Origin of the sequence: Streptomyces sp. NBRC 110035 (assembly GCF_000829695.1) — a bacterium.
In the GTDB taxonomy this organism is placed as follows: Bacteria; Actinomycetota; Actinomycetes; order Streptomycetales; family Streptomycetaceae; genus Streptomyces.
Window position 1 is genome coordinate 1 of record NZ_BBNN01000043.1, and the last position, 15,938, is coordinate 15,938.

At 73.0% G+C, this 15,938-nt stretch carries 11 protein-coding genes and 2 pseudogenes; 8 read left to right on the forward strand and 5 right to left on the reverse strand.

Features of this window, described 5'->3' with window-relative positions; translation table 11 throughout:
• The first annotated feature begins 180 nt into the window (after positions 1-180).
• The 3 genes from TU30_RS27800 (at position 181) to TU30_RS27810 (ending at position 2,478) form a co-directional block, all read left to right on the forward strand.
• Positions 181-522, forward strand: coding sequence for a hypothetical protein (locus TU30_RS27800; RefSeq protein WP_042175156.1), 342 nt, complete (start codon positions 181-183; stop codon positions 520-522).
• 221 nt (positions 523-743) lie between these two features.
• Positions 744-1,592, forward strand: coding sequence for a hypothetical protein (locus TU30_RS27805; protein ID WP_234308000.1), 849 nt, complete (start codon positions 744-746; stop codon positions 1,590-1,592).
• Positions 1,593-1,779: 187 nt separating this feature from the next.
• Complete coding sequence (locus TU30_RS27810; RefSeq protein WP_042175067.1) at positions 1,780-2,478, forward strand: YoaK family protein; 699 nt, start codon at positions 1,780-1,782, stop codon at positions 2,476-2,478.
• A 47-nt stretch (positions 2,479-2,525) separates the two neighbouring features.
• On the opposite strand, the pseudogene TU30_RS27815 reads toward TU30_RS27810, so the two are convergent.
• Together TU30_RS27815 and TU30_RS27820 are read right to left on the reverse strand one after the other, a co-directional pair.
• Positions 2,526-3,597, reverse strand: a pseudogene (locus TU30_RS27815) (MASE1 domain-containing protein).
• 130 nt (positions 3,598-3,727) lie between these two features.
• Positions 3,728-4,555 (reverse strand): annotated as a pseudogene (locus TU30_RS27820) (PP2C family protein-serine/threonine phosphatase); the annotation flags it as partial.
• A gap of 382 nt (positions 4,556-4,937) precedes the next feature.
• Between TU30_RS27820 and TU30_RS27825 the strand changes: the two are divergent.
• Positions 4,938-5,288, forward strand: a complete 351-nt coding sequence (locus TU30_RS27825) for a hypothetical protein (RefSeq protein ID WP_042175161.1) — start codon at positions 4,938-4,940, stop codon at positions 5,286-5,288.
• A gap of 685 nt (positions 5,289-5,973) precedes the next feature.
• Positions 5,974-7,962, forward strand: coding sequence for a discoidin domain-containing protein (locus TU30_RS27830; RefSeq protein WP_234308001.1), 1,989 nt, complete (start codon positions 5,974-5,976; stop codon positions 7,960-7,962).
• Between the two features lie 94 nt (positions 7,963-8,056).
• Here the strand turns inward: TU30_RS27830 and TU30_RS27835 are convergent, their stop codons facing one another.
• Positions 8,057-9,667, reverse strand: coding sequence for a glycerol-3-phosphate dehydrogenase/oxidase (locus TU30_RS27835; protein ID WP_042175074.1), 1,611 nt, complete (start codon positions 9,665-9,667; stop codon positions 8,057-8,059).
• Positions 9,664-10,263, reverse strand: coding sequence for a TetR/AcrR family transcriptional regulator (locus TU30_RS27840; protein WP_078878560.1), 600 nt, complete (start codon positions 10,261-10,263; stop codon positions 9,664-9,666). Before TU30_RS27840 ends, TU30_RS27835 begins: the two co-directional genes overlap by 4 nt.
• Before the next feature lie 71 nt (positions 10,264-10,334).
• Between TU30_RS27840 and TU30_RS27845 the strand changes: the two genes are divergently transcribed.
• Together TU30_RS27845 and TU30_RS27850 are read left to right on the forward strand one after the other, a co-directional pair.
• The gene (locus tag TU30_RS27845; protein ID WP_042175078.1) at positions 10,335-11,954 is read left to right on the forward strand and encodes an FAD-binding oxidoreductase; all 1,620 of its coding nucleotides are present in this window, start codon (positions 10,335-10,337) and stop codon (positions 11,952-11,954) included.
• A gap of 120 nt (positions 11,955-12,074) precedes the next feature.
• The gene (locus tag TU30_RS27850; protein WP_042175081.1) at positions 12,075-12,956 is read left to right on the forward strand and encodes a YegS/Rv2252/BmrU family lipid kinase; all 882 of its coding nucleotides are present in this window, start codon (positions 12,075-12,077) and stop codon (positions 12,954-12,956) included.
• 320 nt (positions 12,957-13,276) lie between these two features.
• On the opposite strand, the gene TU30_RS27855 is transcribed toward TU30_RS27850, so the two are convergent.
• Entirely contained in the window at positions 13,277-14,119 is an 843-nt protein-coding gene (locus TU30_RS27855; RefSeq protein ID WP_042175083.1) for an alpha/beta fold hydrolase, read from the reverse strand.
• Positions 14,120-14,342: 223 nt separating this feature from the next.
• On the opposite strand from TU30_RS27855, the gene TU30_RS27860 reads away from it, so the two are divergent.
• Positions 14,343-15,764: a cytochrome P450 gene (locus tag TU30_RS27860; RefSeq protein WP_042175087.1), complete on the forward strand. Its 1,422-nt coding sequence runs from the start codon at positions 14,343-14,345 to the stop codon at positions 15,762-15,764.
• The last annotated feature ends 174 nt before the right edge of the window (positions 15,765-15,938 follow it).

Here is a 15,938-nt window from a genome sequence, read left to right on the forward strand (position 1 = left end):
CCCGCGGCACAACTTCCTCACTCTGCCGCGCGTCCGCTCCGAGTCCCCGGCGTTCGACCTGCACCATCCGGCGGTCGCGGCGTACGACCGGGAAGCCAACCGTCCCGAGCGTTCCGTGGTCCAGGCCCCCGGAGACCAGGCCTGACCGGTGCGACCTCGCAGCCCAGCGTGGAGGAACCCGTGAATCCGAGCCAGGACAGCACCCGCGGCCTCGACCAGCTTGAGGGGTACCTGCTGTGGGCGGCCGAAGTCGAGGACGCGCGGCGGCAGGCCGGCCGGTTCGCCGAGCGGTTGCCGTGGCTGACGACCGCGCAGTGCGAGGACGTGGAACGCGTCTACACCGCCGACCGCCTCGAGGTCTCCCGCGCGACACTGGTGCGGATCTGTGAGCGGGCGGCCGAGCTCCGCGGCGCTTACGAACACCGCTACCGGCAGCTCCGGGCGCGGTGCGTGGCGGCCGCGGTCGTGGGCGTCGCGAGCGGGGCGGGTGCCGTCGTCCTCGCGTTCCTCGTCGGGGAATGACGGTCGGCCGCCCCGCCGGGGCCACCGGACGCCGGTGCCCCGGCGGGCAGATGGGGGACGTTGGACGGACTCGCGCGGGGAGCGCGACGTTTTGGCGAAGTCGAAGTCAGGCTGACCCCATGGCTTCATCGATCGAAGGCCCGCTCCGCGGGCGTCACCGCGCTCCGTCCCCGGGCGACCGGCGGTCCACCGCCCCGGTCCGGGGCCGCGGCCGGCTGCGGATGCCGGCCCTCGCCCTCCTGACGGCGGCGCTCCTCACCGCCTGCGGAGCGATCACCGGCAGCACGGCGCGGGACGCGTCCACCCCCGCGGCCCCCCGCACAGCGGTCCCCCCTACGGCCACTGCCCCGCCGGCAGCCGGAGCGCCGGGGAAGACAGCGGCAGGCGACCGGGCGGCGGGGAACGCGACGCCGGGTACCGGAGCCCCCGGCGTGGGAAGCACCTCCCAGGGCCGGACCGACACCGGGACGCACCCCGACACACCCGTCCCGTTCGGCGGCCTCGGTCCCCGGACGCTGGCGCTGATCCCCGAGAACGCCCGTCAGGCCGTCGTCGTCACCGGCAGGGGCCCGGACGCGAACCGCTCCGAGGCCGTGCTGTACCGGCGTACGGCCTCGGGCTGGAAGGCGGGTACGGCATGGCCCGCCCGCAACGCGCTCAACGGCTGGACCGACGATCACGTGGCGGGCGACCTCCGCTCGCCCATCGGCGTATTCACCCTCAGCGACGCGGGGGGCCTGCTGCCCGACCCGGGCACCCGGCTGCCCTACGACGAGTCGCCCGGGTTCTCCATCGAGGGCACGGGCTTCGTGGGGGAGCCGCTCGCAGGGTCCTTCGACTACGTCGTGGCGATCGACTACAACCGCGTCCCGGGCACCTCCCCGCTCGACCGGACCCGCCCGCTCGGCGCCGACCGGGGCGGCGGCATCTGGCTGCACGTGGACCACGACGGGCCCACCCAGGGCTGCGTGAGCCTCGAGGAGGCGCACATGAGGCAACTCCTGCTGGCCCTCGACCCCGATCAGCACCCGGTCGTCGTCATGGGAGACGCCGGGTCGCTGAGCAGGTGAACGGGGTACGCGTGTTCGGTGCCGGCGGGCGCCGGTGAGGGCGGTCCGGCAGGCGGCCTCGTGCTCGACGAACGCGGTGGGGCCGGGGGAGAGGCGGTCCGGTGATCCGTAGTCCGTTCGGGTGGCGGTGACGGGCGGGTGCCGGTCGGGGCGCCGGCGCGGCCGCGCCGTCACCGATGTTGGGCGCATGTCCTCACCCGTTCCCCCGGATTCACTGCAGAAAGCGCTCGTCGTGGTGACCGCCGTCACCGGGATCGTCGACGCCGTGGCCTTTCTCGGCCTCGGGCAGATCTTCACCGCCTTCATGACCGGCAACCTGCTCTTCCTCGGTTTCGCCCTGGCCGGGGGCGAAGGACTGGAGCCCCTGGGATCGGCCACGGCTCTGGCGGCCTTCATCGCAGGCGTGGTCGCCGGCAGCCGTCTGGGCGTGGCCCTGGCCGTCGAACGGTACCGGCGGTGGCTTTTCACCTCGGCCTCCGTCGCCGCGGCCCTCCTCGTCGCCGCGGCGCTGACCGCGATCGGCCTGGACACCGGCACCGGCCGGGAACCGGGGACCCGGCACTACGCGGTGATCGCTCTGACCGCGTTGGCCATGGGAGTACGCAGCGCGACCATGTGGCGGCTCAGGGCGGGCCTGAACACCACCCTGGTCACCGGCACCCTCATCACCTGGATCAGGACGTCGGCCCCGGGCGGCGGCACGGGTGGCGGTGGCCAGCGCTATCGCGCGGCCGCGCTGCTGGCGGTACCGGCCGGTGCCGCGATCGGCACTCTGCTGTTGCGGTTGAGCGTGACGGCGGCACTGCTGACCGCCGCCGCGGGTGTGCTCGGCGGCATCGGGGGCCACCTGCTGCGTCCGGCCCCGAGGCATCCGCCGGGCGCGTGAGCCGCGTTCCGGGCCGACGCCATGGAACGCGGCCGGCCCAGGGGCCGTTACGGGGGTTCGTCCGGAGCGCGCCGCGTACTCCACTCTCCCGTGCTCCGGGCGTCCCAGTCCGGGTCGTCCTTGGCCCACCGTGCTCCGGCCTCCTCCCGTGGAGGGCGTCCCGAGGCGGTCTCGCCCGCGGTGAGGTGTTCCAGCACCTCGCCCAGTTCCTGGCAGGCGCGTTCCACGGAACGCCGCGTCTGCGCTGCTCGGTGATCAACGCCGACAGCAGCAGTGCGGTCAGGGCCACGGCGCCGTTGAACACCTGGAGGTTGATCAGGACCTCCTCGCGGGACAGCCTCTCGAAGGGGCCTCCCCGGTCGGTCGCCGCGGTGGTGGCCATGACGGAGGCGAACATCGCGCACGCCATGCCGCCGGCGAGCTGGAACCGCAGGGCCGCCCAGATCAGCAGGGGGTAGACGAGGAACAGCACGCTCATGCCGATGCGGGTGGCCAGCGGCACCAGGGCGGCCGCGACGACCGTCAGCCCCAGGGCCTCCTTCCACCGTGACCAGCGCCACGGACCGCGCAGGCGGTGGAGCACGAGCAGGACCGGGGTGACGATGAGTACTCCCATCGCGTCCCCCACCCACCAGGCCAGCCACACCTCCCAGAAACTGGCCCCGGCAGCTCACCGGTGGAGATGAGCAGCCCGGCGGCGACGGACGAGCTGACCAGCATCGCGGCGAAGGCGCCCAGGAACACCAGCGCGACCCCGTCCCGCAGGCGCGCGAGGTCGGTGCGGAATCCCACGGCGCGCAGCAGCAGACACCCGCACACGGGCGCGGCGGTGTTGCCCGCCAGGATGACGAACGAGCGCCACGTCAGTGAGGTGAGCGACAGGAGGACGCCCAGGGCGCCGAGGGCGACTCCCGGCCAGTACCGCAGCCCGAAGACCAGCAGGGCGGCGACGGCCACGCCGGTGGGCGGCCAGATGGGCGAGACGACCGCGCCCTCGATGACCAGCTCCCGCGTCAGCCCCAGTCGTCCCGCCGCGTAACAGCAGGCGGCGATCGCCAGCGTCCGGAGCCTGTAGACGACCGATGTGCGCAGATCCTGGCTAGCCACCACACAAGCCATCAGACACCGGGCGCGCACCGTCGGCGAGGCGAGGGCCTGTGGCGAAACGGGCGAGGGACGGGCGCGGCGCACGACGGGAGGAGGAGCGGAGCGGCGGCGCGCGCCGGGACGGGGGCGCGCCGCGGGCCCACGGCTGGGCGTCCGGGCCGTCGCACGAGATCACCAGGACGGCCGCGTCGTCGTCGTGGCCCACCTGTTCCGCCCCTTTGACCACGGCGGCGGCCAGCGCGTTCGCGTCCAGCCGGGCGACCGCAGCGATGCCCGCGAGCCGCACCACATGGTCCATCCCCTCGTCGAGCCGCATCGACGGACCCTCCACCACACCGTTCGTGAGCATCACGAACAGGCTGCCCGTGTCGAGCCGGTACCGGGTCACCGGGTAGGCCGACTCCGGCTGGATGCCCAGGGGAGGGCCGCCCTCGTCCCGCGTCACGCCGGACCAGCCGTCCGCCGTGGCCCACACGCACGGCAGGTGCCCGGCCCGAGCGCTCTCGATCACGCCGCTGGCCGGGTCGAGCCGTATGAAGGTGCAGGTGGCGAAGAGGTCCGAGCCCAGGGACAGCAGCAGGTCGTTGGTCATGGCGAGCAGCTCGCCCGGCTCACCGGTGACGGAGGCCAGTGCCCGCAGCCCCACCCTGACCTGTCCCATGAAAGCGGCCGCCTCGACGTTGTGCCCCTGGACGTCCCCGATGGACAGGCCGATGCGGCCGTCGGACATCGTGAAGGCGTCGTACCGGTCGCCTCCCACACTGAGCCCCTGGTAGGCGGGTGCGTAACGCACGGCCAGCCGCACACCGCCGACGACGGGGAGATCCCGGGGCAGCATGCCGCGCTGCAGGGCGACGGCGAGTTCCATCCGGGAGCGCTGCACCTCGGCCAGCGCGCGTGCCTGGGCCGTCAGCGCCCCGAGCCCGGCCAGCAGCTCGTCGCCGTCGTCCGTCGAGGCGGTAGGGGACATGGATCACCCACTCGGGCGAGGGCGGCGACGCTCGGTGGTCTCCCGTGGGATGGAGATCTCATTGATTTCTTTATCGGATGATAATCAGAAATCAAATGAATCAGCCAGTTCCTGGGGGGGCACCCGAACGGTGACCGAGGCGACGGTGCGACCTGCGTCGAGGTGCTGTGGGACGCCGGCGCGGCAGTGTCCGGAGGGGAACCTGTTCCAGTGGCGAGACGGCGAGGGAGGAATCGTCGGATCTCTGTCTTTTCCGTGTGCTGACGCTCGTACTGCACTCCTCGACGGAGACGGGGGAACAGGTTCTACCGCCGCTCGGCTGCCGCGTCACGACCTGCCCGCAGGTATCCAGGGCGCCGTCTCACCCGTTTAGGCTGTGCCCATGGAGCAGCGCGAGATCATGCAGCGGGGCGTCGGCATCCTCACCGAGGCCCTCGAGATGCGGCGGCAACTCCGGGAGAACCCGGACGCCGAGGTCACCAGAAGCGGAGCGGTCTCCGCGCTCCTCGAAGAGATGCTGCCGCACATCCAGTTGCCGCACGACGCCAGCCCCCGCGAGGTGGCGGAGATCGTCACCGAGAAGCTGGGGCCCGCCATCGTGCACATCACCTCCGCCCTCACCTTCGCCTTCGTGCAACTCGCCGAAGTGCACGACGCCGGCCGCACCGACGTGTCCTCCTCGGACGTCCTGCGCTCCATCTCGCTGCGCTACGAACCCGGGACGGAGCGGTAGGCGTCACCGCGGTGGAGCGGCCGACCCCGCGGGTCACCGGCGCGGAGGGGGCGCCGGCTCCGGCCGCGCCGACCGGGCGGGCGACCTCGGGCCGGGGCGTCGACGAAGCCGATCTCGTTCCCGTCGGGATCGCGCTGCACGGCCTCGCGGTCGCCGTTCGGGTGGACTCCCGGCGCACCGGCCGAAGCCCTCTCGCGGCGATCCGGGCGACGCGGTCGCCCAAGCCGTCGGTGAGGGAGTCGTGCCCGGGCAGGTGCTCGACGGCCGCCGGCCGGCGCTCCGCCGGCTCCCGGGCGGCCTCGGAGCCACAGGCCACACAGGCCGGACGGGCGGCCGGCGGCCGTTCGTGCCAGGTCGGCGCCGTCGCGCAGCCGTCGACCGGCACGCGGGCGGGGAGTCCGAGGGCCACGCGGTCACGCCAGGGGCTTCCGCGTCAGGGCAGGGGCCGTCCTGGGCCCGGGCGGCCACAGGTCGTCCCGGACCCTTGACTCCTCACGCGCCCGTAGTCATCCTCGGCTCATATCTTGTGCCGGTCATGACAATCTGCCGGGGGGTCCGGGCCGCCCGACAGGTCCGACCGTGCCGTTCCGCCGACGGAGGGACATGGGCCGTGACCATTGCTCGACACCGGCACGGCGGACGCCGTCATGCCGCCCTCGTGTCCCTGCTCGTGCTCGTGCTCGCCATGACCCTCGGCCCGACGCCCAGTTCGGCGGCCGGCGGCGACTGGTGGGAGCCGACAGCGCGGCCCGCCCCGGACTCCGGCATCGGCGTCACCGGCGAGCCCTTCACCGGCACCGACGCGCGCGGCGAGGTCCGCGGGTTCGTCGACGCGCACAACCACCTCATGTCCAACGAGGCCTTCGGCGGCCGGCTGATCTGCGGCAAGCCCTTCTCCGAGAAGGGGATCGCCGACGCACTCGAGGACTGCCCCGAACACTATCCCGACGGCTCCCTCGCGATCTTCGACTTCATCACCAACGGCGGTGACGGCAGGCACGACCCGGACGGCTGGCCCACCTTCGTGGACTGGCCCGCCCACGACTCCCTGACCCACCAGCAGAACTACTACGCCTGGATCGAGCGCGCCTGGCGCGGTGGGCAGCGGGTCCTGGTGAACGACCTCGTCACCAACGGCGTGATCTGCTCCGTGTACTTCTTCAAGGACCGCGGCTGCGACGAGATGACGTCCATCCGGCTGCAGGCGAAGCTGACATACGACATGCAGGCCTACGTCGACAGGATGTACGGCGGCACGGGCAGGGGCTGGTTCCGTGTCGTCACCGACAGCACACAGGCCCGGCAGGTCGTCGAGCAGGGCAAACTGGCGGTCGTCCTGGGGGTCGAGACCTCCGAACCCTTCGGCTGCAAGCAGGTCCTGGACGTCGCCCAGTGCGACAGGGGCGACATCGACGCCGGGCTGGACGAGCTGTACGACCTCGGCGTGCGCAGCATGTTCCTGTGCCACAAGTTCGACAACGCGCTGTGTGGAGTCCGCTTCGACGAGGGAACGCTGGGCACCGCCATCAACGTCGGGCAGTTCCTGTCGACCGGCACCTTCTGGCAGACGGAGCAGTGCACCGGCCCTCAGCACGACAACCCCATCGGCCTGGCCGCCGCGCCCGCCGCCGAGGAGGAACTCCCGGCCGGCGTCGAGGTTCCCGCCTATGACGAGGACGCCCGGTGCAACGTCCGCGGGCTCACCGACCTCGGTGAGTACGCCGTGCGCGGCATGATGGAACGCAACATGATGCTCGAGATCGACCACATGAGCGTCAAGGCCACCGGCAGGGTGCTCGACCTCTTCGAGGCCGAGTCCTACCCCGGCGTCATCTCCTCGCACAGCTGGATGGACATGGACTGGACCGAGCGGGTCTACGGTCTCGGCGGTTTCGTCGCCCAGTACATGCACGGCTCGGAACACTTCGTCGAGGAGGCGGAGCGCACCGAAGCGGTCCGGGACAAGTACGGCGCGGGCTACGGCTACGGCACCGACATGAACGGCGTCGGCGGCTGGCCCGCCCCGCGCGGCGCGGACGCGCCCGATCCCGTCACGTACCCCTTCCGCAGCGTGGACGGCGGGTCCGTCATCGACCGGCAGACCACCGGCGAGCGCACCTGGGACCTGAACACCGACGGAGCCGCGCACCACGGACTCGTCCCCGACTGGATCGAGGACATCAGGCGCGTCGGCGGCCAGGACGTGGTGGACGATCTCTTCCGGGGTGCCGAGACCTACCTCGGCACCTGGGGTGCCTCCGAACGGCACCGGCCTGCGGACAACCTCGCGAAGGACGCCCCGGCGACGGCGAGTTCGGCCGAGTGGAACCCGTTCACGAGCTACGCTCCGGGCCGGGCGGTGGACGGTGACCGGGGCACCCGCTGGGCCAGCGACCGGAGCGACGACCAGTGGCTGCGCATCGACCTCGGCGCCACACGCGAGGTGGGGCGCGTCACCCTCGACTGGGAGCGTGCGTACGGGACGTCGTACCGTGTCGAGCTGTCCGCCGACGGCACCGACTGGCGGACCGTCTGGTCCACCACGGCCGGTGACGGCGGGCTCGACACGGCCCGGTTCACCCCTCGGCAGACCCGCCACGTGCGCGTCGTCCTCCTGGACCGGGGGACGAAGTGGGGCTACTCCCTGCGCGAAGTCGGCGTGCACGGCGGGTGACCGGCCGGCGCGGGCCGGCCGAGCCGCTTCGGCTCAGCCGTGCCGACCGCGCTGCGACAACTGAGCTGCGACGGGCTGTGACAGCCGTGCCGCGTCAACTGCGCCGGGGCAGGACGCTGGTCAGGAGTTCACGGACCGCGTCCAGTGCCGCGGCACGGTCTGCGGGGACGAGGCCGATCCGGGTGCGGCGGTCGAGCAGGTCGCTCTCGTCGAGCGCTCCCTCGTGACGCACCGCCCAGAGCAGTTCGGCGCCGGTGACCGGATGGCCGGGCAGTACGGGTTCGCCCAGCCGGGCGTCGTGCACACCGAGGGAGTGCACGGCCGGTGCCTCCGTTCCGTAGCGCCGCACGAGGCGGCGGGGTGCCGGCAGGGTGGCAAGGGCCTGCGGCGGCGCGGCACCCACGAGCGGCAGGGACGTGGTGCGCGAAGGGCCGGCCGGCAGCCGTCGGACACGCACGGCGGTGTCCACGGCGTCCTCGGCCATGCGCCGGTACGTGGTGAGCTTGCCGCCGACGACGGTGACGACCCCCTCGGACGACGTCAGCACCGCGTGCCGCCGCGAGATGTCGGCGGTCCTCGGCGCCGTACCGGAACCGTCCGCCGGGGTGTCCAGCAGGGGACGCAGGCCCGCGAAGGCCCCCACGACGTCGTCGCGGTGCAGCGGGGCGTCGAGGACGGAGCACAGGACGTCGAGGAGGAAACCGATGTCCGTCTCGGGGGCCTCGGGGACCTCGGGGACGTCACCGTCCACGGGTTCGTCGGTGAGGCCGACATAGACCCGGCCGTCGTCCTGGGGCAGGACGAGGACGAAGCGGTTGGTCTCCCCGGGGACCGGGATGTGCAGGCCGGCCGGGAGCGGGCCGAGACTGTCCGGGCGCAGCACGAGATGGGTTCCGCGCGAAGGACGGATCCGGATGCCGTCGACGAGTCCGCCCGCCCAGACACCGGACGCGTTGATCACCGCGCGGGCGCGGATGCGGCCCTCCTCGCCGGTGAGTTCGTCGCGGACCCGGGCACCGGAGGCGGTCAGCTCCAGGGCCCGGACCCGGGTGAGGATCCGTGCCCCGTGTGCGGCGGCGGTGCGGGCGACGGCGGTCACCAGGCGGGCGTCGTCGGTCAGCCGGCCGTCCCAGGACAGCAGACCGCCGCGCAGTCCGTCGGCCCGTACGGCGGGTGCCAGACGACGGGTCCTTGCCGACGGGATCCGGCGCGGCGCGGGCAGGGTCGCCCGCGAGGTCCGGGCGGCCAGCCGCAGGGCGTCGCCGGCCCGGAAACCCACCCGCGCCAGGGCGGACTGACGGTGGGAGACCAGAGGAGTGAGGGGCAGTACGAACGGCTGCGCGCGCACCAGATGGGGGGCGGTGCGCTCCATCAGCACCCCGCGCTCGACCGCGCTCTCGTGGGCGACGTCGAGCTGGCCGGAGGCGAGATAACGCAGCCCGCCGTGGACCAGCTTGCTGCTGAAGCGGGACGTGCCGAAGGCCAGGTCGTGGGCGTCGACGGCGACCACGCTCAGCCCGCGGGACGCCGCGTCCAGGGCGGCCCCTGCGCCTGTGGCACCGAGCCCGACGACGAGGACGTCGACGGCGTCGCCGCCCACGGCCGCGGTCAGGTCGCGGGTGCGGCGGCCCGCGGACAGGGACGAACCGGACGCAGCCGGTCCGGCGGACGAGGGCCGCCCGGCGGGGGAGTCCGGGGAGGTCATGGGGTGAGGGTCCTCTCCAGGATGTCGCGCAGGTCCGCGAGGAGGGCCTCGTAGGTGAGATCCGGGTCGTCCTCGTCGGTCATGGTCCGCAGGGACAGGGTGAAGGACTGGACGATCAACAGGACGGACCGTGCCTGCCGTTCGGGAGGGCCGGCACGCACCGAACCGTCGGCGTGCCCCTCGCTCAGGGCCTCGGCCAGCAGTCCCAGCATGGCTTCCTGACTCGCCCCGCGCCGGTCCAGCACGTAGGGCAGCAGCAGTTCGGGATCCACGCCGACGATCTTCTGGAAGAGCGGGTGTCCGCCGAACGCGCGCACCACCGCCACCAACCCGTCGACCATCCGCTCCCGCGTGGTCACCCCCGGCCGGGCCTCGGGGACGGCCGAGGTGGCGACGGCGATCCACTCCCGCGTCATGAGGTCCCCGACCAGCGTGCGCACATCGGGCCACCGCCGGTACAGCGTCATACGGGAGACCCCGGCACGCCGCGCCACGTCGGTGAGCGTGGTGCGGCGGACCCCGACGGCCAGGACACAGTCGCGCACCGCGTCGAGCACGACGTCGTTGCCCGCTTGGTTGTGACGAATAGGCGTCATGTGTCACAGTGTAACGCCCGTGAGGCCGTCGGCGACGGCATCGCTCCCATCGACCGGTGAGGACGGCAGTCATGGACATGCTGTGGAGCGGCTGGGGTGACCCGGCCGGGGCGAAGCCGCTGCCCGACACCGTGATCGGGCTGCTGCGCGACATGCTCGGCGTCAGGCCGCGCGAGGCCGCACCGGTCGCCCTCGGTGAAGTGACCGTCCCCGCGCCCCGGTTGGGGCCTGCGGCACGGCGCGCGCTGGCCGCCGCCCTGGTCGGTGCGGACGGCGGTGCGGACGTCGGAGAGGACCCCGTGCGCACCGACCCGGAGGCCCGGATCCGGCACACCCGCGGCAAGTCCACCCCCGACCTGCTGCGCATCCGGGACGGCGACGTCACCGACATCCCCGAGGCCGTCCTGTACCCCGCGAGCCACGACGAAGTGCTCGCCGTCCTGCGCGCCTGCACCGAACACGGCCTGGCCGTGGTGCCGTTCGGTGGCGGCACCTCCGTCGTCGGCGGACTCGCTCCCGGCCGGCCGCACCCCTTCGTCGCCCTGGACCTGCGGCGCATGGACGGCCTGCTCGCCCTGGATCCGGTCTCCCGTACCGCCACCCTGCAGTCCGGCCTGCGCGCCCCGCAGGCCGAGGCGCTGCTCGCCGGACACGGCTTCACCCTCGGACACTTTCCCCAGTCCTACGAGTGGGCCACCATCGGCGGCTTCGCCGCCACCCGCTCCAGCGGCCAGGCGTCCGCCGGCCACGGCCGCTTCGACGAGATGGTGCTCGCCCTCACCCTCGCCACCCCCGAGGGCACCCTCGAGGCCGGCCGGGCCCCACGCTCCGCGGCCGGCCCCGACCTGCGCCAGCTCGTCCTGGGATCCGAGGGCGCCTTCGGCGTCATCACGTCGGTGACCCTCCGGATCCGGCCCGTGCCCCGGGCCCGCGTCTACGAGGGCTGGCGCTTCGACTCCTTCGAGCAGGGGAGCGCCGCGCTGCGCCGTCTTGCCCAGGACGGGCCGCGCCCCACCGTGCTGCGCCTGTCCGACGAGACCGAGACGCTGATCGGTCTCGCCCAGCCCGAGGCGATCGGCTCCGGCGCCGCCCGGCCCGCCGGATGCACGGCCGTCGCCGGCTACGAGGGCACGGAGGAGGACACCACGTACCGCAGGCGGGGCGCCGCGGCCGTCCTGCGCGCGTGCGGCGGAACCCCGCTGGGCGAGGAGCCCGGCCGGAACTGGGCCCGCGGCCGCTTCTCGGCCCCGTACCTGCGCGATTCCCTCCTCGACGCCGGGGCGCTGGCCGAGACGCTGGAGACCGCGGCGTTCTGGTCGGGCGTGCCCGCGCTGTACACCGCCGTCCGCGACGCCCTCACCGGCACGCTCACGGAGGCCGGCACCCCGCCCCTGGTGATGTGCCACATCTCCCACATCTACGAGAACGGCGCCTCGCTGTACTTCACCGTGGTGTCGGCCCAGGGCGACGGCGACCCCGTGGCGCACTGGAGGCGCGCCAAGCACGCCGCCAACGAGGCGATCCTCGCCGCCGGCGGCACGATCACCCACCACCACGCCGTCGGCACCGACCACCGGGACTGGTACGTCCGCGAGATCGGCCCGCTGGGCACCGACGCCCTGCGCGCCGTGAAGCAGCGCCTGGACCCGGCCGGAATCCTCAGCCCCGGCGTCCTCCTGCCCACGGACTGAACCGCGGCCCACCGGGTGCCGCCCTGCGGGGCGACCGCCCCGCCCGGCCACGCCCGTCCCCTCACCGCCGGCTTTCCCCCACCGCCTTTCCCGTCCCGTCGGCACGCCCGGAGGCACCTGATGCGACAGTTCACCGCCGTCGTCAATCCCACCGCGGGCGGATCCACCGGAGCGGCAGCGCTGCTCGCCCTCGCGCGCCTGCTCCGGGAGGCCGGCGCAGACCTGCACACGCAGTACAGCCGCAACCTGGCCCACGCGCGGGAACTGGCCCGCGACGCCGGCCGGCGGGGCCGGGTGGTGCTGGCGGTCGGCGGGGACGGCATCGCCGGAGGCATCGGCGGCGCGCTGAGCGGCACCGGCGCGATCCTCGGCCTCGTGCCGGCGGGCCGCGGCAACGACTTCGCCCGTGCCCTGGGCCTGCCCGCCGATCCCGCGGCCCTCGCCCGGATACTGCTGCACAACGCACCGCGGCCGGTCGACACCATCGAGGTCCGGTCGGCCGTCCACCACCGCACCGTCGTCCTCGGCAGCGTCTACGCCGGTGTGGACGCGCTGGCCAACCGCCACGCCAACCGGTCCCGGCTGCTGCGGGGTTCCGCCTCCTACTACGCGGGCGGTCTGCGCGCGGTCACCGGCTGGAGGGCGGCGCGCTACCGGGTCACGGTCGACGGCGAGGAGCATACCCACACCGGCTACACGGTGGTCGCCGCCAACTCCGGCTACTACGGTTCGGGCCGCGTCATCGCTCCCCGCGCCCGCGTCGACGACGGCGTACTGGAGATCGTGATGATCGCGGACGCCTCGCGGCTGCTGTTCTTCAGCCTGATGAACGATCTCAGGACCGGCACCCACGTCCACCGCCCCCAGGTGCGGATCCTGCGCGGCAGGGAGATCCGTATCCTCGCCGACCGGGACGTCCCCTACGGGGCGGACGGCGAGGTCGAGGCGGTTCTCCCGGTGACCCTCAGAGTCCTCCCCGGCGCACTTCACGTGCTCCGCTGACCGGCCCGGCGGCCCCTGGGCCATCCCGAACCGGACAACGTGCGCCGTACGGGACCGGAACGGTCCCCTCCCTGTGACTGCTCCGGCCCCGGCCGTGGTGTCGACCCCATGACCACGGAGGCCCACACGAGCGACGACGCGGGGGAGGAGTTCGTGCAGGAACGCGTCAAGGCCTGGGACGAGGTCATGAACCTCGACCGGTTCGGCCCCGCCCGATCCACCCCGCGCGCCGGACGTCCCCGACCCCTCGGGCGCGTCCGGCGCGCGGAGTGCGGTGTGGTGGGCCGGAAGCCCCCAAAGGGGCCGCTTGTGACGTCACGTCAGGCGGACTTTCCGAGGAACGACAACAGAGCCTCGTTGACCTCCTCGGCGTGCGTCCACAACAGACCGTGCGGGGCGCCCTCGATCTCCACGTACTCCGCGCCCGGCAGCGCCCGGTGGAACGGGCGCCCGGTCGAGTCGATGGGCAGGATGTTGTCCGCCGTGCCGTGCAGGATGAGAGCGGGTACGTCGATGGCGGGGATGTCACCCCGGAAGTCCGTGAACCACGTCATCGGCGCGGCCGCCGCGGCGAAGAATCCGCCCGAGGCCGCCGTGCACCAGCTGTTGCGGACGGCCTCCGGGCTGATCCGGCTCCCGAGGTTCTCGTCGAGGTTGTAGAAATCCTTGAAGAACGACGTGTAGAACGCGTACCGGTCCGCCTTCACCGACGCCGAGATGCCCTCGAAGAACTCGCGGGGCGCCGCACCGGCCGGATTGTCGTCGGTCTTCAGCAGGAAGGGCTGCAGCGAGCCGAGGAAGGCCACCTTGGCGATCCGGCCCGAGCCGAACCGGCCGGCGTGGCGGGCGACCTCACCGGTGCCCATGGAGAACCCGACGAGTACGGCGTCCGAGACGTCGAGGGTCTCCAGGACCGTGTTCAGATCGGCGGCGAAGGTGTCGTAGTCGTAGCCCGACGTCGGCAGGCTCGACCGTCCGAACCCGCGGCGGTCATAGGTGATCACGCGGTAGCCGGCGTCGAGCAGCGCGGCGGACTGCTTCTCCCAGGAGTGGCCGTCGAGCGGGAACCCATGGATGAGGACCACGGGCTGTCCGGACCCGTGGTCCTCGTAGTAGAGGTCGATGTCGGTGGAGTTCTCGCGTCCCACGGCGATGTGAGGCATGGGCTTTCGTCTCTCCTCGGCTCGGTGTCGGACGACCCGGCCCCACGGCCCCGCCGGGGCAGCACAACCGGGCGGCCCTTCCAGGTTCGCGCGACCTGTGCGAGCCCGCATCCGGTCCAGGACGCGCGGAAGATCGTCCGGGGCGGCCCGGCACGGCATCCTCATGAGCGTTCCTGGGCATGCATCGGGCGCTCGACGGCCCCCACGAGGAGTGATCCGTTCGATGAGTGCCACGACGACACCGTCCGTCCCCACCCCGACCGCTCCCGGCAGCCTGCCGCTGATCGGCCACGCCCACCGGCTCGCCCGCGACCCCCTCCCGTTCATCACCTCACTGCGCCGGCACGGCAGCGTCGTGCGGATACGCATAGGTCCGAGCCCGGCCTACGTCGTCACCGACCCCGCGCTGACCCGCCGCGTCCTGGTCACCGATGCCGCACACTTCGTCAAGGGCGGCAGAATCATCGACGCGCTGCGGGTCTTCTTCGGTGACGGACTCGCCACCGTCGCCGACGGCGACGCACACCTGCGCAACCGGCGTCTGATGCAGCCCATGTTCAACACGTCGCACATCGCCGACCGGGGCCACGCCATGATCGGCCAGGTGCGCACCCTGGTCGAGGCGTGGCCCGAGGACGTGCCGCGAGACGTCTGCGCCGATATGAACAGGACCGCTCTCGCCGCGTTCCTGGTCGCACTCTTCGGCACGGACCTGCCCGGTCACCTGGAGAACGAGTTCACCGCGCTGATGCCCGAGATCATGAAGGGAACGATCCGGCAGACCCTCCTCCCCGCCTGGATCACCGGACTGCCGCTGCCCGCGAACCGGACCCACGCCGCCCGCGCCGCCCGCTTGCGGACCCTGATAGACCAGGCCGTCGACCACCGCTCCGACCGGGGCCGGCCCTCAACTGCGGACGGCACCGGTGAGCCCTCGGCGGAATGCCCGCGCGCGGCGGCCCGGCGGGAGGAGGGGACGGAGCGGGCCGGCCTGTTCGCCGCCCTGCTGACGGCCGAGCCTCCGTTCACCCGTCAGCAACTGCAGGACGAGGTCATCACCCTGCTGACAGGAGCGATCGAGACCACCGGCACCACCCTGGCCTGGGCCCTCTACGAGATCTCACGCAACCCCGCGATCGAGCGCCTGCTGCGCGACGAACTGACCACCGTGTGCGGTGACCGGCCCTTGCGCCACGAGGACCTGGACCGGCTCGTTCACGTCCGACGGGTTCTGCAGGAGGCGATCCGGAAGTACGGGCCGGCCTGGATGGTGACGCGCACCGCCACCCGTGACGTCGAACTCGGCGGCCACCTCGTCCCCGAGGGCGCCGACGTCGTCTGGAGTCCCTATCTGCACCAGCACGACCCGCGGGTCTTTCCCGAACCCGGCGTCTTCGACCCGGACCGGTGGGCACCCGGCCGCACCCCCGCCGCCGCACGCGGCTCCTTCCTCGCGTTCGGCGACGGCCGCCGCAAGTGCATCGGCGAGAACTTCGCCTGGACGGAACTCCAGATCGTCCTGGCCACCGTTGTGCGGACCTGGCCCCGCTTCACCGTCACCTCACCCGCCCCGAGCGCCCGGGCGGTGGTCACCGTCAAGCCGGACAGGCTGACGATGACGTTCGCGTCCGTGATGTCCGGTTGAGCCGCACCGGTCGGGCCGGTGGCAGAGGGCCACCGGCCCGACCGGAGCGAGGCCGTCCGCCGTACCGTGCCCGCCCGGTGGACTCCCGGCTCCCGTACGGCACCCGGAAGATCATGAACCCGGGCTTCGTCCGGACCCGGCGCGAAGCGCCACAAGGGGTGCGACAGGGATCGA